Genomic DNA, 17716 nt, shown 5'->3' on the forward strand with positions numbered 1-17716 from the left:
CATCGACTTCTCGGCTGCAGCGGCTGCTCCAGCCGGGGGTCAGACACGGACTCCGCGAGACCTCCTGGCCGCGTCCGCCAAGGCGGCGGCAGTGGTGAGCTTGATCCGCGGCCGACCCACGCTCTGCCCGGTCGACCGCTCGACAGCGTCGATCGCCAACCACTGCTCCTTGCCGATCCGTTCGGGCCGCCGCAGAGACAGCACCGTCGACAACTCGGCACTATCGATCGGCGGAGCCCCCAGGATTCCGGCCAGGTAGTCCTCAGCGAGGCAATCCACAGTTTGGCGAGCATCAGCCCTGTTCGTGCCGATCGAACCATGCGGACCCCGCTTGGCCCAGCCCACCACATACACCCCCGGTAGAGCCCGTCCGTCCGCACCGACCGCGCGCCCGCCGACATTCTCGATCGCACGTCGATAGCGATCGAACGGTACGCCCGCGACCGGGGCACGGTCGAAACCAACGGCGTGTAGCACCAGCGATGTGTCGAGTCGCTCGCGCTTTTCGCTCGGCACCGCGCCCAATTCCTCATCGAGTGCGCGGACAGCGTTGCGCTCAACGATCACAGCCTCTGTGCGGTCCGAACCCTCGATGGCAATCGGCGACACCAGATAGCGAAGAACGATTCGCCGATTACCCGGCCGCAGCGACGCTTTTGCGTACTGTTCGGCGACCCGCACCTTCAAGCGTACCCACGGCTCGACCTCGACGCTGTCGAGAATCGCCTTGCTCGCGAGGTCCAGACCCAACTCCGCCTGGTCGATCACAATATCCACTCCAGAAACCGCACCCAGCGCGAGGAATTCTGGAGCCGTATATGCCGCATGGACAGGGCCCCGCCTGCCCAGGACGACGATTTCGCGAATATTGCTCCGACGCAACGCCTCCAATGCATGGTCGGCTATATCAGTGGTCGCGAGCTCAGTCGGATCAGTGGCCAGAATCCTCGCGATATCCAGTGCGACATTGCCATTACCGATGATTACCGCCCGCTGTCCGGACAGGTCGAAGACCCGGTCGGAGTGCTCGGGATTACCGTTGTACCAGCCGAAAAACTCAATCGCCGCGTGACTACCAGCAAGCTCCTCGCCGGCGATTCCCGCTTTTCGTCCGATCGGGGCACCTACTGCGTAAACGACGGCATGATGGTTGGCTAACAGCTCATCATGAGAGATGTGCTCTCCCACGGTGATGTTCGCGGCTAGCTCGAAATCCCTACAATCGAGTAAAGTCGCGAACATGTCGGTGATTCGCTGAGTTTCAGTGTGGTCGGGCGCTATCCCGGATCGCGCCAGCCCCCAAGGAACCGGCAAACGCTCGAACATCGTCACCCGCGCACCCCTGTCCAGCAGATCCCTGGCCGTGTAGCAGCCGGCAGGACCCGACCCGACAATCGCAACGTGCAGCTTCCGCGCGTCCTTCGTGGCAAATGGCATGACCACCGGCACGACGCTGCCGAGGTCCGAGGCCAGCGGATGTTGTTGGAAATAGGCGGCATTCAGCTCAGCCATCGGAATTTGCGACGGCGACAAGTCGTCATCCGCGCGAATCGCGTCGACTGGACACACCGGCACGCATGCCCCGCAATCGATACAGGCATCCGGATCGATGTAGAGCATCTCCGCGCTGACGAATTCCGGATCGCCAGGACGCGGCCGAATGCAATCCACCGGACATTCGATGACGCAGGTGGCGTCGCTACAACACTGTTGAGTGATCACGTGAGGCATCGGATCACCACACCGTCGAGGTTGTCGTCGATAGGAATATGCAAAGGTGGATTAGCTGATCCATCGCTGCTCCTCGCTAAAAGAAAAACTCCTTGAACATATATAGCGGCATCGCCGCAGGTGTGATCCTGGCCAACTTGCCGCAGCCGGTAAACCGGGTGGCCGGAAATCGTTGAGCAGAGTGTCATCGACTACGGAAAGAATCGTGAAACAGGCGCGATATTGTCTCGAACATTCATGTATGCCGCAGAACATCCTTGCTCGCCGGATTGGGGGCGATGGGCTGGCCCGTTATCGAGATGGGAGCCGCCACAGGGGATTTCACAACCTAACTCTTGATGTCTATTCAGAATAGAACTAGCGAGCCCGGTGCGGGTACGGACAATCCGAGGACAGAATCCTGTCCTCGGGATAGGGCGGTAGGACGTAACATGAATTGCCAATCTGCGGGTACGCGTCGGCGACCATTGAGACCGACGATCGTCCTGCTGCACACCTCGACCTCAGGGTTGTGGGCCGTGACAGCCGACGGCTTAACGCAGGTGGCTATTTATCCGGGCATCAGTGACCAGACGAGTGTCGCCGGGAGTGACGCTGAAGCGGGCCAGGACACTGCCCTCATCATTGCCGCTATCGCCCGGCGGGCCCTCGGCAGCAGCTCCACGGAGGCCACCGTATGTCCCGACACCAGCGCTGCGGAGGGGGGACTCGAACTGAGGCGCCGACCGCTGAGTTTGACGAGGACACATCATTTCTGGAACAGACGGTAAAGGGGTAAAGCTCAGTCCGAGTCACATACGCGAATTCCGTCAGTCCCCTGCGTCGACTACGGCTTAGGTGCGCCCGGCCTCTGGAAGCTTCGGCCAGAGCCGGGGCATGAGATAACCCTGACCTCGATGCGTCCCCAATAGAACCGGGTTAGTGTTCGCATGTGTTCGCAGAATCGGACGTGACCGGCCATCTGCTTCGGGAGTTGCGAGTGGTGGCCGGCGTCGGCCTGCGGCAGATGTCTGGGAAGACCCACTACAGCCCCAGCTACCTCTCCGAGATCGAGAACGGCAAGCGACCTGTTCCTGCGGCAGTGGTCGCGGCGTACCGCGAAGTGCTCGGTAGCGATCCAACGTTGGACGTGGACCGCCTCACCGCGACGATGGCCGATCCGTCATCAGCGGGAGGCTCAGCGCTAGAAGACATCTCGGTGATCCTCGAACGGACCCGGCGTCTCGAAGACCAGATCGGGACAGCCCTGGTCATCCCGGCGGTTCGCGGAATGGACGGCGCAGCAAGGTCTTTGGTGTCTGCTGGCGGAGCCGCTTTGGCCTCTGAGGTTGCTACCTATCGGGGGTGGCTCGAACACGTCGGGGACAACTTCGTACTTGCCGACAAGGCACTCACCGATGCGGTGCAACTCGCCGAAGAATCTGGGGATGCTTCCCTGATCGAACATGCCTTGTCGTTCCTCGCGTATACGGCCTGGCATCGCGGGGACACGGCACGGGCGCTCGACGTGACCGACGCCGCGATCCGGGTACCGAGAGCACACCCGGTGCTCGGTGCCTATGACCGCTATCAGCAGGCCGAATTGCTTGCAGCAGAAGGTGATCGCACCGGGGCCGTCCGAGCGCTCCACAAGGCAGATAAGGCGGCGGAATCCACCGATGAGCTTGACCTGCCTCGACATGGGTATTGGTACATAGAGGGGTTCTGGGCCGTACAACGTGGCGTCGTGCTGTCATTGCTCGGCCGCGAGTCAGAAGCCGTAAGAGAGGCCACAGCCGGGGTCGTTGCCCTACCTCCGGAATTCCAGCACTCCGAATGGCTTGGCATCATGCTCCGCCGGATAGCCCCGGATATGCACTGTTCGGACGGGATGTAAAACTCGACAATCGAGTACTCCGCGCTGCCTACTCCTCATAGTTAGTGGCCGGTGGTTCGGGCGGGCGATGTGTTCGCTGGCTCTCCCACGGTGACAGCCGGATGGTGACGTCATCCAGCTGGTCAGTCAGCTGTCGAGTCGACCCACCGCCTTGGCGGCTGCGGTCCGCACCCGGGGATCTGGATCGTCGAGTAGCCGGTCGAGTACCGCGCGTTGGGTGTGGAGGCCGAGGGTCGCGATCAAGTGCGCCGTGGCCGATCGGACCTTGGGGTCGAAATCTTGTGCCGAACGTTCGATGGTGTGCGGGAAGGCCCATTCGCGCCGGTGGCCGAGCAGTCGGATGAAGGCGCGGCGCAGTCCGGGGTCGGCGTCTCGTGCGGCATGGTCGGGGAATCGCAGCGGTCCGGTCATGGCGGCGAGGGCACGGCCGGCCGCACTGCGGACCCGCTGTGCACCGGTACTGAAGAGCAACCACAGGGTCGGCTCGGCGCGCGGATCGGCGATACGGCCCAGCGCCCGTGCGGCAGCCACGGCATGCCGCGTGTCGCACAGCCGGATCAGTGCCGCGAGGGCACGCTGGTCGCCGTGCCGCACCAGGATTCGGGCGGCCCGGTCACGGACTATCGGGTCGCTATCGTCCATGGCGACGATCGCGGCCTGCACCGCCGCTGTGGTGTCGATCCGGGTGAGTGCGCGCAGGCTGTGATCGCGGGCGTCGGTTGGCCCGTCGGTGGCCGTCTTCGTCAGCGTCTCGATCGCTGCGGCGGAACCGATCCTGCCCAGGGCGTCGATCCCGGGCGTCCAATCCGGGTGGGCGCGCAGTCGCAGGCAGATCGCGGGTTCGGCCGCTGTCGCGCGGAGTTTGCCGAGCGCATACGGTGCCTCGTACCACCATTCGGGCTCATCGAGATTCGCGATGAGAGCCGGAATGTGCGCCGCGCCGTAGGTCGCCAGCCATTGCGGATCCTCGCGCCACGGCGGGTCGAGCGGCGACAGGAAGCGGTCGCGCAGGGCCTCCTCGGCAGCGGGTCCGCCGATTGTGCGCAGCCTGCGCGCGGCCGCGAGGCGGCACCAGCGCCAGTGCGGCTCGGAGCGCCGCAATATCTGTCCGAGAACGGCGACCTCGGCGGGCTTCGCGCCGGCCGGTGGCAACCCGGTGATCGCGGCCGCCACCACCCCGGGGCGCTCGTCGGCGAGCCGGATTCGGAGGCGGTCGGCATCGGTGGTCGCTCTTGTCGCAACCATCGCCTCCCAATGGTCTTGCGAATCCCACCATTTGGCGGCGAGTCCGGCGGCATGCGACGCACTGCTGGCGGCGTAGATGGCGCCGCGGATCGCCGCATGGCAGCAGTGGCGAAGTTCGGTCTGGTAGCCAGTGAGCAGCTGGTCGAGAATCCGCGGATCTCGTTGAGCCGCAACCTGTCCGGCGAACTCGTGCCAATGCTCGGCCGGGTCGGTCGGTGCGCTCGCAAGTGCCGGGGCGGGCGCGTCCGGCAACGGCGGCAGTCCCAGCTTCTCGCCGAGCAGTCGGTGGGCGTCACGCCAGTGCCGATATCGAAAGGGTGCGGCGCTGGCCAACTCCGTCAACTCCACAAAACGGATCACCGCTGCTGCACGCCGGACGGAGATCCTCTCGATGTATTCGAGCGGTAGCTCCTCGGGCCGCTGTTGCAGTATTTCCACAATTTCGACCACGCTGGGTGGGACCCCCCAACGCAGCAACTGTGCCGCAGGAACTCCGGCGGTCGGGGCCGCCGACAACCAGGCCGCCCACCTGACCGTGGTCCCGCCAGTTCGGCTGATTGCGCAGGCTCCGTTGGCAACTCGCTCGACGTACGCCAACAACAGTTGTTCGTCGTACCACAGCCAGCCCTCGTAGACGCGCGCCGCGATGCGCCGTATTCCCCTGTCGTCCACAAGTTCCCATTCAACCCGATTTCGCGGAATGCGCGGCGTTATGGGTGTGGTGAGGTGCGGCCGAAGCAGGCCGCACCTCACCTGAGAAGGGTCAGGCGTGGGTGTACTCGGCCGCGACGTCGACGATCCAGGTGACGCCGAAGCGGTCGGCCAGCATCCCGAAGGCGGGCGCCCACTGGGCGGGGCCGAACGGCTCGATCACGGTCGCGTCCTTGGCCAGGCCCGCCCACACCGGGGTGACCTCGTCGACGCTCGCGCCGCGGACGGAGAGGAAGAACCGCTCCTCGGTGATCGTGGTGCCGTTCTCGCGGCGCGTGGTGGGCACGGACGGCACGGTGGGTGCGTCCTGGCCGGGCACGTCGTAGGCCATCACCCGGAAGCCGTTGTCGGCGACGACCTGGCCGAACACCACGTTCGTCGCGCCGGGCAGTTCGGCGGGCATCCCGAAGTCGGAATAGGTGGCGATGGTGAGCTGCCCGCCGAACACCGACTGGTAGAACTCGAGGGCTTCGCGGGCCTGGCCGTGGAAGTTCAGATGGGCGACAGCGTTGAGCGACATAGTGTTTCGGTCCTTTGCGCGTGGGTTCGTGGCCGGAGGCCTCCGGCGACAAATCCCACGGTGTCACTAGTACCGGTCAGGGAACGTCCGCTACTCGTGGCAGCCTGGAGACATGCCACTCGCTTCGTCCACGACCACCTCCAGCAGACTGCTGTCGCTCCTGTCCCTGCTGCAGGCCCGTCGCGACTGGCCGGGCGGCCTGCTCGCCCAGCGGTTGGGGGTCAGCGACCGGACGGTGCGCCGCGACGTCGACCGGCTCCGCGAGCTCGGTTACCCCGTCCAAGCGGTCAAAGGACCCGATGGCGGATACCGGCTCGAAGCGGGCCATAACGTGCCGCCGTTGCTGTTCGACGAGGACCAGGCGGTCGCGCTCGCGGTGGCGTTGCGGATCGCCGTCGGGACGGGCGCGGGCATCGAGGAGGCGGCCGCGCGGGCGCTGGCCACCGTGCGGCAGGTCTTGCCGACCCGGTTGCGGCAGCGCGTCGACGCACTGGAAATCAGCGCGGCCGGACGCGGTGCCGAGCCGCAGGTCGACACCGGTGTCCTGCTCACACTGAGCGCCGCCGTCCGCGCGGGGGAGGAACTGCGGTTCGACTACCGTTCGCCGGGACGTCCCGAAGACACCGAGCGACCGCCCCGCCGGGTTCAGCCACACCACCTCGTGGTCCGGACCGGACGCTGGTATCTGGTCGGCTGGGATCCCGAACGCGCGGACTGGCGGATCTACCGCGCCGACCGGATGACGCCGCGTGTGCCGAACGGACCGCGATTCCCGCCGCGCGAAGTGCCGGGCGGCGACGTGGCCGTTTTCCTCTCGGCCCAGTTCAAGGGTTCCGAGGCCGCGGACGCCTGGCCCTGCCGTGGCGAGGTAATCCTCGATTTGCCTGCGGCACAGGTGGTTCCGTTCGCGGGCGACGGCGTCGTCGAGGAACTTGCCACCGGCCGGACCAGGTTGACTACCGGGTCCTGGTCGTGGGCCGCTCTCGCCGCGGCGTTGGCCCGCTTCGATACCGAGATCGAGGTGATCGCACCGCCGGAACTGCGCGCGGCGTTCGCCGAACTATCCCGCCGTGCTAGCCGCGCGGCGGGAATCGAATAGGGCGCTGGCATTCACCAGATTGCGAATTCGAAGGGACTCGCAGAGCATTTTTGTCTACGGGTAACCGGCTCGATATCGGGTACGGTAAGCCCAATTGTGTTGGCATTCAACGCGCTCTGGTCGAACCTATTTCCAGGTGCGGTATCGATGTGTGGTAAATCGATACCGCACGTCATCTGGCGGTGCTTACTTCGTCTGGCCTAACCCGAGATTCGGGAGCAGCGTGAAGGCGCCGGGCGCGCTGGGTTCGGCGGGCTGGGGTGCTTGCGTCGCCTTGCCGGATCCGATCACGGTCGTCGTGAAGATCGGCGCCGGGGATGGGTAGCACGAGACCGGAACGTTCACTGCGAAGGGGCCTGCCTGCGCGTTGACGGTCATTGTCAGGCCCGGATCGGTGTAGCTGGTGCCGGCCAGCGTGGTCGTGATCGAGCCGGAGTTGCCGGCCGTCACGTTCACGCCGATCGTGGGCAATGTGAACGTCGAACCACCGGTGAGCCGGTTGGTCACCTTGATCGCGGCATGGCCGCCGCTGGTGTCGATCGTGGCATTGACGGTGCCGCCGGTCAGGGACGAGGAAACGTAGGTGGAGTTGGTCGGGAACGGAGCGATCAGTGTCAGATCCCGAACGTAATTAATCTTGTATCCCCCTTGATTACTGGGAATCTGCCCCTGGCCGGAGGTCAGCGTGATGGCGACCGCGGAACCGGGCGGCGTCGTAGCCGGTGCCGAGCCGCTGACCTGCATGGTCATCGTTGATTCTTGTGGGGCGCCGATCGGCGGCCGCGCCTGACACTTGAAATTGACGGTCACCGGGTCCGCCGAGGCAGGCCCGGCCAGTAGCGCAGCGGGCGCAAGTGCCAGCGAGACAAGAGCCGAGATCGTGGATATACGAACAAATGTTGCCGAATGCGATTTCATCGCCGTTCCTCAGAATCTTTTCGGGCGCACGAACGACCGCAATCAGCCGTACGTGACAGCGAGCAGTGAAGTAACAAACCAACCATCCGAAATTCGGATGCTTCTGATTCGGTACAACGATTATGTGCATGATGCACAGCGCAGATAAAGTAGACTGACTGGGGATTTGACTGGGGAACTGCTTGCGGTATTGACGCGAATTCCGGTGGCGCGCAGGCAGACCGGAGGAGGTCCGGTTCTTGCGTCATGCGCACCGACAACGCGAGGCTGAGGAGGCAGAGTGCGGAACTGGAGCCAGCTCGTCACAACCACGGCTGAATTGCAAGAACGCGCGGCCACGCTGAGCGGCGCACCCTGGCGGTCGGCACCACCGAACCCACCGGCGACCGATGCGGATATCGCCGCCGCCGAGCAACGACTGGGCGTCTTTTTCGACGATGCCTACCGTGATCTACTGCGTACCTGCGACGGCTGGCCGGTATTCGGCAGCAGTCACTTCTACGGCACCGGCGATCTCGGTGCGGGCGAGCTGTGGGTCACCAACACCGACGCCATCGCCGAATACTTCGCCAGCGAAGGTCGTGCGGCCGCCAAGGCTCCCGACGGCCATGCCTTCGTCCTGATCGCGCACTCCAACGCCTCGTCGCGCTTCATCGTCGCGGCGTTCCCCACTTCGGCTCGGGAACCTTCCAGCCGGTGCTATGACTGCCAGTCCGGCGAAGACACGCCCTTCGACAACATTTATGCCTGGGCCGAGAGGGAGGCTCGAGGTATCGCCATCGGCTTGAACAGCTGATCGCGAGCGCTTCTGCTACCGATGAACCGAACGCAGGGCTGGGATGACGGTGCGGCCCAGTTCTGCAAGTGCGGTAAGGGGATTGGGGCCGAGTGGCGGGCCGAAGGAGATGTGGTGGGCGCCGAGCTGGTGTAGTTGGAGGCAACCCTCGATCACCTCGTCGGGGGACCCGACGACGGCCAAGCTCATCATGCGGTCATCGATGAATTCCACGGCCTTTCCGAGATCCCCTGCGCGAGCGTATCTTCCGGCCGCGTGGAAGTCGGAAGGTTGTAAACTGGCCGGGGCCAGGTGATCTGGGGAGAAGGACTGGCCGTAATAGGCGAGTTTCTCGGCGAGTGCCCGACGCGCGGCATCGCGCTCGCCGACGGATACCCAGATGCACGCCGGTAGATCGAACGCCTCGACGTCACGGTCGGCGTCGCGCAGGCCGGCGTGGATATCGTCGCTGATCTTGCCGAACATATCCGGGCGGGGGAGCAGGGGGAGCGCGCCGTCGGCGATTTGGCCGGACAGTCGCCGCATCTGTGGTCCCGTCGCGCCGATGTACACGGGTACCGGGCTGGTCAGCGGGAAGCGGAGCGCGGACGACTCGCCCCACCAGTCCGGCAAATCGTCTTCCGATATGTCGGAGTGCCCGAGCAGTGCCCGCAGAGCCGTTACCGACTGCCGCACTGTTGTCATCGGTCGACGTCGCTCCAGACCGGCCCAGCCGAGAAAGTCGGTCGCCCCGGCGGCCACCCCGAGGGCGAATCTGCCGCCGGAGACCTCCTGGGCGGTGGCTGCGACCATCGCGATCTCGGTGGTGTGCACCGTGTACGGATTCATGATGCCGACGCCGAGTTGGATGCGCTCGGTACGCACGGCGAGAGCGCCGAGCAGCACGGGAGCGGAGCGCAGCAGCAGATCGTGCGATATCCAGAGTTGGTCCACGCCTGCGGTTTCGGCGGCCGAAGCCAGCTGCAGGAGTTCTTCGTAGGACAGGTCGTTGTTGACGCGAATCGATGTCTTCATCTCTGTGCTTTCCGAAAGTCGTGGGCGGGCAATGCTTCTCGCGCACGGGCGTGCCGAACGAGGTATGCGGCACCGAGGCAGCCCAGCGCGGCAATGATCAGCGCCCGCCCGAAGCCGGTCGCCGACGGGCCGAACATGCCGAGCACGGCAACGCCGAGCACGCTGCCGATCTGCCGGGCCATCGTCAGCAGCGCCGATGCCGCCCCGGCGTGGCCGGTGGCGGTGACGCGGAGCAGATCCGCGGTCGCCGACGTGATCGCGATGTCGATGCCGAGACCGACGAAGAACGACGCCCCGACGATCAGCCCCAGCGCGGGCGACCACACGCCGACCGCCATGGCGAGGAATGCGCCCGCGATGACCAGCAAGCCGGTCAGCATGGCGGTGTTGTTCGACGATCGTCGTGCGATCCAACTGCCGCACGTCGAACCGAACACCGCCCCGACGGCCTCCACCGTGATCACGAAACTGGTTCGCAGGGGCGATAATTCAGCGACCCGCTGGAGAAATCCGGCGATCAGAAAGAGCTGCCCGTAGAAACCGAAGTTGACCACGAACGCCACCAGTGCGGTTGCGCGCGCCTCCGGATGACGCAGCAGGGACAGCTGCAGTGCGGGGTTGGGGTAACGACGTTCGACCGCGATGAAGCCCACCGCGAGCAGTACGCCGACCGCTACGAGCACCGGCCCGGCGGCCGAGTCCGGCGCCGCTCCCCACTCGATCACCCCCGCCACGAACGCCGTCAGCGCCGCCAGGAACACACCTTGGCCCAGCAGATTCAAACGGTTGCGCACGATGGGCGTCTCGCGGAGAAACCGCCTGGACAGCATCAGCGTGCCGAAGGCCAGAATCAGGTTGGCCCAGAACAGACTTCGCCATCCGAAGGCGGAAACGAGCACACCACTGCACACCAGTCCCGCCACCGCAGCGGTACTGCCGACCGTCGCCCAGATGACGACCGCGCGAGCCCGACGGCGATCGTCCACATAACCGGCTTTGAGCAACGACAGGGAACCGGGCATCACCGCCGCCGCACCGACCCCCTGCAGCGCCCGGCCGACGATGAGCAGTCCCGCCGAGTCGGCGACCGCACACAGCGCCGACCCCACGGCGATCAACCCGGCCCCGTTCAGATACATCCGCCGCGCACCCCACCGGTCGGCGAGTGCGCCGCCGGTGAGCAGCAATGCCGTGAAGGCCAGGACGTAGCAGTCGACGATCCACGGCGCCAGCCCGGCACCGATACCGAGCTGCTCCTGCAGCTGCGGCAACCCCACCGTGACGATGGTGTTGTCGAAGGTGACCAGGGCGAAGCCGAGGCACAGCGCGACCAGCGGCCAAACCGACGGTTCGTGCGCTGGGCGGTCAGCGCAGGGCATCGCCTCGCGACCGGACGAAACGGCGCGGGGGAAGAGCATCGCCGGCTCGTCCCGCAAAGTCACAGATCCTTCGCCGCCGCCGAGGTGAGGTGATGAGCCCCGACGAGCTGCCGCCCGCGAGCGGCGACCAACGCGTGGCGGGAGATCACCACCGCGTCGCGCCAGCAGCCCTCCAGCCCGTTGCGCCGGTGGATCGCCGCCGAGCCTGCGGCATCGAACAATTCGCGGCACACCTGCTCCGCGGTATCGACCATCTGACAGCAGGCCGAGCGCAGCAGCGCCACCTGCTCGGTGGGAACCTCGCCGACCGTAGCGTCGGACCAGGCAACCTGTGTCGCACTGTCGAGGAACGCCGCCGCGGCCTGCACTCGTCCGTGCGCCCGGCCATACGCCGCCTGCGCGACGGGCTGCTGGGCCAGCGGTCCGGACCCGTAGCGAGTGCGGGTGGCATCGGCCAGTTCCGCGAAGGCGGCGAGCGCGCGGTCGGCGGTGGCCCGCGCGACCTCCGCGATGCAACCGGCCAGCAGAGCGTAGAGCGGGTATCGGAAGATCGGTGTATCGATGACCGGCGGCCCGGTCAGGTCGATGCCGTGCGCGAGCGGCACCTCGGTGTCGCAGCTGAGAGTGTAGGACGCGCTACCGCGCAAACCCAATGCGTCCCAATCGTTCTCGATGTTCAACGCCGTGGACGGGACGAGCCACCAGCGGGGGACCGAGACCCCGTCGGGTCCGGTCATGGGCGCCGCCAGCGCCGCCAGGGTCATCGACGGCGCACCCGTGACCAGCGGCCAGCAGCCCTGTAGCCGGACCCGCTCGCCGTGCCGGACGGCGGTGCCGACGGGCACCGAGGAACCGCCGACCACCAGACGGCGGTCGGCGAAGTCCTGCGTCACGGACGGGTCGAGGCGGGACAGAAACGCCCCGGCCGGACCGTGGATCGCCGCCACCCACCCGGCGGCCGGATCGGCGGCGGATATCTCGCGCACCGCCGCCAGCAGTTGTGGCGCCGACCATTCCAGGCCGCCGAACTGTCTCGGCAGCGTGGCCCGCGGCAGTGCGGACTCCACCAGCTCCTGCCACACCTCCGGATGCAACGTCCCGTGCCGCTCGCCATACTCTCGGTGCGCCTGCGCGGCCTGGCATAGCTCCGCCACCGCCACGGTTCCGGCATCGACGGGAGGTGTACTGAATGTGGTCATCACGCACTCCATCGCGAAAAAGCCGGTGCCACCTGGGCGGACAGCACCCGACCTGGTTCTCGACCGGCACTCGATATGCCGTCATTTAACGGTACATACCGTTGTTCGACGGCACGTAATTTGGGAGTAAGTTCGCGGCATGAGTCGATAACTCGAAGCACGGCTTGCGTCGACCGGCGCAGCTGAGGCAGCGGGCGTCGTTGGTGCGCAAGGCCTTCGGTCTGTGCCGGAGCACGCGGCAGCCGACCTCAGCTGTCGGTGAGCCGGAATGGGAGCATCATGTCGTGGTCCTCATGGTCGAGGATGTGGCAGTGCCAGACGTATCCCCGCAGCGTCGGTCCGTCCGCGGCATTGTGGCGCCCATGCATCGCGTGATCGACGGGTGCGCGGAACGGCAGATCGGGGTCGAAGCCGAGCTCCTCGATTGTGGGCCAGTACACCAGGATTCGCGTGATGTGGTCCGTCGGCGCGAGCACGGTGTCTTTCCAACCGGACTCCCACGACTCCGGTGCTTGCTGAGGCGCGGTGACGAAGCGGTCGGCGGAGGGATTCCAGCGGGTACCGAACTTCGGGATCGGAAGATGCGCCGCCAGATAGCCGCCGGCCCAGAACGGTTGCCTGCCCAGAACGCGAAACTTGGCCAGGTGCAGGTGAATCGGATGTTCGATGACGGTGGTATTGACCAGGTCCCATCGTTCGACGGTGCCGGGCCGGATCTTTTCCACATCGTCGGTGGTGAAGGGGAGGTTGTTCAGGCTAAGCATGCCGGGCAGCACCGCTCCGGGGCGTGCGGTGTCGAGGTGGGTCAGCAGGGTCATCGTCCGAACACGTTCCGGCTCAGCGAGTTTCGGCAGTCTTGGCGGTAGTCCGGTGTCGCCGCGTAATCGAGTCGGTACCGGCCCGTAGTGGCCCCTACTCGCGCCCGCGGTGAATCGGATGATGGTGGGTAGCGCCGGAATCAAGAAGATCGCGTTGCCGATCGCATTGGGTTCGTCGTTGCACAGTTCGACAGACTCGCCTGCCGAGAACTCGCTGAAATCGACCAGGATGTCGGCTCTTTCACCGGCGCCCAGCCTTATCGAGGCCGTCCGCACCGGCGCGTCCAGCAGTCCCTGATCGGTGCCGATCACGAAGAACGGCATGTTGTTGGAGAACCTGAACCGATAGGTGCGACCGTTGGAGCCTTGCACGATCCGGAACCGGTAGCGGCCGCGCGCGACTGTCATTGTCGGCCAGGCGATGCCGTTGACGCAGGCCACGTCACCGAAGGTGGCTGATTGGTTATAGCCTTGCGGCAGTAGGAATGTCGAGCGTGCTTGGAGCGAGCCATCGGCGTTGAAGGTGCGATCCTGAATCAGCAGCGGTACCTCGAACTCCCCGGCGGGTAAGCCGAGCGGGTTGTCGGCTCGGCCGGTATCCCATTGATCGCGGACCAGATACGGTCCGGCCAGGCCCGCGTAGACGTTGAGCCGGGTGATTCCCATGGTGTGATCGTGATACCACAGCGTTGCGGCTTCCTGGCGATTGTCGTAGGTGTTGTGCTGGGTTCCGCCCTTGCGCCAGTTCGCCATTGGATGGCCATCGGAGGCGGGTGCGGTGGGCGCCCCGTGTAGGTGCACCGTCATTCGCGGGTCGGCTCGGTCGTATTCCGTCGCGTGTTGCATGGTGGTGTCGATGTCGTCGGCGAGCGGGTGTGGACCGATGCTGTGGTGAATGGTCAACTCGGACTTCTCGCCGGACCGCGCTTCGAGGACCGGACCGAGGTGATTCTGGTCGTAACCCAGCGTCTGTGAGGGCGGCAGGTCCCGATGGAATCGATGCGCGCCCGACCGTGCTGTCAGCGTGCCGTCGGCGGATCGGACCTCCGGAATGGGCAACGGGTCGAGGAACGGGCGGATCGGCGGTGAGTGGAATCCCGTCGGGTTCACCGGCGGTGCCGGCAGGTCCGGGATGGGGATCGGCGCGGGTGGAATGGGAAATACCGGCGGTTCGGCGAGAGCGACGCGGGCGGGTCGACCCACCATCGCCCCTGCGGTGGCCATACTCGCAACCATCCACAACATCGCCCTGCGAGTGACCATTCGACGCCCCTTCAAGCCGCAAAGCTGATGGTTGTCGCTGGGTAGCGTACCTGCCGTCGGTGGGCTTTCCGGGGCTCGACGCGAGTGTTCGGCGAGTGCACCGGTGGCGAGACAGATTGCGGCGCAAACCACCGGCCGGTGATGAATTAGGGTAGGCAATCCGTATTGATTGCAACCGAAGGTCACCGAAACACATGGATCGCGCCCGCAACCGGACGCTCCCGCTCGCAATGGGGCTGGTGCTGCTACTCGCAGTGCTCGCGTTCGCGGTGCTGCTGAGCATCGCCGTCGGCTCGCGCGCGTTGACGTTCCCGACCGTGGTGGACGCCCTGTTCCACTACAACCCCGCCGACGTCGATCACGCCGTCGTGCGCGATCTGCGGCTGCCGCGCACGATGATCGGCGTGCTGGTCGGCATCGCGCTGGGACTGGCCGGATCGATCATCCAGGGCGCGACGCGAAACCCGCTCGCCGACCCGGGACTGCTCGGGGTCAACGCGGGCGCGGCCTTGTTCGTCGTGCTCGGGATCAGTGTGCTCGGTCTGAGCTCGGTGACCAGTTACGTGTGGTTCGGCTTCGCGGGCGCCGCGGTGGCGGGCGCGGTCGTGTACTTCGTCAGCTCGCTCGGCCGCGACGGCGCCACCCCGATGAAACTCGCGCTCGCCGGAGCCGCGGTGACCGCCGCCTTGCAGTCGGTGACCAGTGGGCTGCTGCTCACCGACACCACCACCTTCGATCAATACCGCTTCTGGCAGGTCGGGTCGCTCGCCGAGCGCGACCTGCCGACCATCGGCCAGGCGCTGCCATTCCTCGCGGCCGGCATGGTGCTCGCGCTGCTGTCGGCACGCATGTTGAACGCGCTGGCGCTCGGCGCGGACGTGGCCCGCGCACTGGGCCAGAATGTGCCGGTCGCCCGCGGGATCGCCGCGCTCGCGGTGGTCATCCTGTGCGGCGCGGCCACGGCTATCGCCGGCCCCATCGCCTTCGTCGGCCTGATGATCCCGCACGCGGCCAGATTGATCACCGGCCCCGACCACCGTTGGCTCCTGCCGTACGCCGCGGTGCTGGCCTCGATCCTGCTGCTGGTCGCGGATGTGGTCGGCCGCGTCATCGCCCGACCCGCCGAGGTGCAGGTCGGTGTAGTAACCGCCGTCATCGGCGGGCCGCTGCTCATCATCCTGGTCCGCCGCCGCAAGTTGGTAGAGGCATGAGCGAGGTTCAGCGAGCGAATCGAAAGCACAGCATCACGGAGGCGACCTCTGTCGATGCGGCCGCACTGGCCGCCGTTGCCCACGCCCGACGCAGTGGCAGCACTCGCGCACGCGTGGTGACGCTCGCCCTGTTCCTGACGCTGCTGCTGGTTTTCGCGCTGTCGCTCACCGTCGGCTCGTATTCGGTTCCGCTGAGCGAAGTTCCGGGGATTCTGCTCGGTGGCGGCGGTGGGCAGGACAAGTTCGTGATCACCCAGCTGCGGTTGCCGCGCGCGGTCGCGGCCACACTGGTCGGTGTCGCATTCGGCATGGGCGGCACGCTGTTTCAGCGATTGCTTCGAAACCCGCTGGCCAGTCCCGATGTGATCGGAGTTTCCCAGGGTGCGAGCGCGGCCGCCGTCGCCGGTCTGATCGTCTTCGGACTGTCCGGCACGGCGTTGTCGCTGGCCGCTTTCGTCGGCGCGGTCGGCACCGGCGCGGTGATCTACGGCCTCGCGCGGCGGGGCGGGGTGAACGGTTTTCGCCTGGTGCTGGTCGGTGTCGGTGTCGGCGCGGTGTTGACCAGCGTGGTGTCGTACCTCATGACGTGGGCGGATGTCGCGCTCGCCCAACAGGCTTTGGTCTGGATGATCGGAAACCTCAACGGCCGCAGCTGGGTTCAGGTATTGCCGCTGGCGATCGCGCTCGCGGTGCTGATACCCGCCGCCGCGCTGCTCGCTCCCGCGCTCAACGGCTTGCAGCTCGGTGACGACGTCGCGGCCGGCCTCGGCCTGCGGGTGGAGCTCACCCGGCTGCTGTTGCTGCTGATCGCCACCGCGAGTGTGGCTTTCGCGACGGCGGTGGCCGGTCCCATCGTGTTCGTCGCCTTCGTCGCGAACCCGATCGCCACCCGGCTGACCGGCGGCGGTCGGACGGCATTGATCCCGGCCGCGCTCACCGGCGCGCTGGTCGTGCTGATCGCCGATTTCGTCGCACAGCATCTGCTCGGCACCTCGCTGCCGGTCGGGGTGGTAACCGGCGCGGTCGGCGCGCCGTATCTGCTGTGGCTGCTCGCCGCGGCCAACCGCGCCGGGCGAATCTGAACGGGCTGGGCGTGTCTGAAAGGGAAAGCGTGACACCAACTCTGCACACCGAGCACCTGCGGCTCGGCTATGGACCGGTGACGATCGTGCACGACCTCACCGTGCGCATCCCCGAGGGCCGGGTGACGATGATCGTCGGCACCAACGCGTGCGGGAAATCGACCTTGCTGCGCGGCCTGGCGCGCCTGCTCGCACCCGCGCACGGCGGGGTTTACCTAGGCGGCGAGCCGATTTCGTCGTTGCGGAGCAAGGACGTCGCGCGGGTGCTCGGCCTGCTGCCACAGTCCCCGGTCGCGCCCGAAGGCATCACGGTCGCGGACCTGGTCGGTCGCGGTCGCTACCCGCATCAGGGCATGTTTCGCCGATGGACACCCGAGGACGACGCGGCGGTAGCGCGCGCCCTGCAGGTCACCGACACCGTCGAGCTGGCGTCGCGCTCGGTCGACGAACTCTCCGGCGGCCAGCGCCAGCGGGTGTGGATCGCCATGGCGCTGGCCCAGCGCACCCCGATCATGCTGCTGGACGAGCCGACCACCTTCCTCGACATCGCCCATCAGGTCGAGGTGCTCGATCTGCTCGCGGACCTCAACAAGACCGACGGCACCACGGTGGTGATCGTGATGCACGACCTCAATCTGGCCGCCCGCTACGGCGATCACCTCATCGCCATGAAAGCCGGCCGCATCGCCCGCGAGGGCGCGCCCTCGGACATCCTCACCGCGGAATTGGTCGAGGACGTCTTCGGCCTGCCGTCCCAGATCATCCCGGACCCTGTGTCCGGCACCCCGATGGTCGTGCCGATCGGCCGGCATCGCTCCGGCCGGGCCGCCGCGCCCGCTACCCGGTCTTAGAAA

The 17716-nt window shown here is 66.3% G+C and carries 14 protein-coding genes; 6 read left to right on the forward strand and 8 right to left on the reverse strand.

Annotation, left to right across the window (positions count from 1 at the left end; genetic code table 11):
* Positions 1-39: 39 nt before the first annotated feature.
* Positions 40-1731, reverse strand: a complete 1692-nt coding sequence (locus tag ABZ942_RS28040) for a 4Fe-4S binding protein (protein ID WP_357387031.1) — start codon at positions 1729-1731, stop codon at positions 40-42.
* Positions 1732-2662: 931 nt separating this feature from the next.
* Here ABZ942_RS28040 and ABZ942_RS28045 point away from each other — a divergent pair.
* Positions 2663-3607, forward strand: a complete 945-nt coding sequence (locus tag ABZ942_RS28045) for a helix-turn-helix transcriptional regulator (RefSeq protein WP_357387033.1) — start codon at positions 2663-2665, stop codon at positions 3605-3607.
* A gap of 126 nt (positions 3608-3733) precedes the next feature.
* Here the strand turns inward: ABZ942_RS28045 and ABZ942_RS28050 are convergent, their stop codons facing one another.
* Together ABZ942_RS28050 and ABZ942_RS28055 are read right to left on the reverse strand one after the other, a co-directional pair.
* Positions 3734-5524, reverse strand: coding sequence for a HEAT repeat domain-containing protein (locus ABZ942_RS28050; protein WP_357387035.1), 1791 nt, complete (start codon positions 5522-5524; stop codon positions 3734-3736).
* A 91-nt stretch (positions 5525-5615) separates the two neighbouring features.
* Positions 5616-6083 (reverse strand): VOC family protein, encoded by a 468-nt coding sequence (locus ABZ942_RS28055; protein WP_357387037.1) that lies wholly within the window; start codon positions 6081-6083, stop codon positions 5616-5618.
* A 112-nt stretch (positions 6084-6195) separates the two neighbouring features.
* Between ABZ942_RS28055 and ABZ942_RS28060 the strand changes: the two genes are divergently transcribed.
* Positions 6196-7182: a WYL domain-containing protein gene (locus tag ABZ942_RS28060; RefSeq protein ID WP_357387039.1), complete on the forward strand. Its 987-nt coding sequence runs from the start codon at positions 6196-6198 to the stop codon at positions 7180-7182.
* Between the two features lie 186 nt (positions 7183-7368).
* Here the strand turns inward: ABZ942_RS28060 and ABZ942_RS28065 are convergent, their stop codons facing one another.
* Complete coding sequence (locus ABZ942_RS28065) at positions 7369-7932, reverse strand: hypothetical protein (RefSeq protein WP_357387041.1); 564 nt, start codon at positions 7930-7932, stop codon at positions 7369-7371.
* Between the two features lie 448 nt (positions 7933-8380).
* On the opposite strand from ABZ942_RS28065, the gene ABZ942_RS28070 reads away from it, so the two are divergent.
* Positions 8381-8896, forward strand: coding sequence for an SMI1/KNR4 family protein (locus ABZ942_RS28070; protein WP_357387043.1), 516 nt, complete (start codon positions 8381-8383; stop codon positions 8894-8896).
* Positions 8897-8911: 15 nt separating this feature from the next.
* Here the strand turns inward: ABZ942_RS28070 and ABZ942_RS28075 are convergent, their stop codons facing one another.
* The 4 genes from ABZ942_RS28075 to ABZ942_RS28090 form a co-directional block, all read right to left on the reverse strand.
* Positions 8912-9910 carry an LLM class flavin-dependent oxidoreductase gene (locus tag ABZ942_RS28075; protein ID WP_357387045.1) on the reverse strand — a complete coding sequence of 333 codons (999 nt, stop codon included), beginning with the start codon at positions 9908-9910 and terminating at the stop codon, positions 8912-8914.
* Complete coding sequence (locus tag ABZ942_RS28080) at positions 9907-11352, reverse strand: MFS transporter (protein ID WP_357387047.1); 1446 nt, start codon at positions 11350-11352, stop codon at positions 9907-9909. Before ABZ942_RS28080 ends, ABZ942_RS28075 begins: the two co-directional genes overlap by 4 nt.
* Positions 11349-12488, reverse strand: a complete 1140-nt coding sequence (locus ABZ942_RS28085; protein ID WP_357387049.1) for an acyl-CoA dehydrogenase family protein — start codon at positions 12486-12488, stop codon at positions 11349-11351. The genes ABZ942_RS28080 and ABZ942_RS28085 overlap by 4 nt, the downstream gene beginning before the upstream one ends.
* Positions 12489-12736: 248 nt before the next feature.
* Positions 12737-14530 carry a multicopper oxidase domain-containing protein gene (locus ABZ942_RS28090; RefSeq protein ID WP_357387051.1) on the reverse strand — a complete coding sequence of 598 codons (1794 nt, stop codon included), beginning with the start codon at positions 14528-14530 and terminating at the stop codon, positions 12737-12739.
* Positions 14531-14763: 233 nt separating this feature from the next.
* Here ABZ942_RS28090 and ABZ942_RS28095 point away from each other — a divergent pair, with 233 nt between their 5' ends.
* Genes ABZ942_RS28095 through ABZ942_RS28105 form a run of 3 tightly spaced genes read left to right on the forward strand, consistent with a single transcriptional unit; the run spans position 14764 to position 17713 of the window.
* A complete protein-coding gene (locus tag ABZ942_RS28095; RefSeq protein WP_357387053.1) occupies positions 14764-15780 on the forward strand; it encodes an iron chelate uptake ABC transporter family permease subunit in 1017 nt (338 codons plus the stop codon).
* On the forward strand, positions 15777-16862 hold the full coding sequence (locus tag ABZ942_RS28100) for an iron chelate uptake ABC transporter family permease subunit (RefSeq protein WP_357387055.1): 1086 nt from the start codon (positions 15777-15779) through the stop codon (positions 16860-16862). The genes ABZ942_RS28095 and ABZ942_RS28100 overlap by 4 nt, the downstream gene beginning before the upstream one ends.
* A 29-nt stretch (positions 16863-16891) precedes the next feature.
* Positions 16892-17713, forward strand: coding sequence for an ABC transporter ATP-binding protein (locus ABZ942_RS28105; protein WP_357387057.1), 822 nt, complete (start codon positions 16892-16894; stop codon positions 17711-17713).
* The last annotated feature ends 3 nt before the right edge of the window (positions 17714-17716 follow it).

The sequence above is a fragment of the Nocardia sp. NPDC046473 genome (genome assembly GCF_040645995.1).
Classification (GTDB): Bacteria; Actinomycetota; Actinomycetes; order Mycobacteriales; family Mycobacteriaceae; genus Nocardia.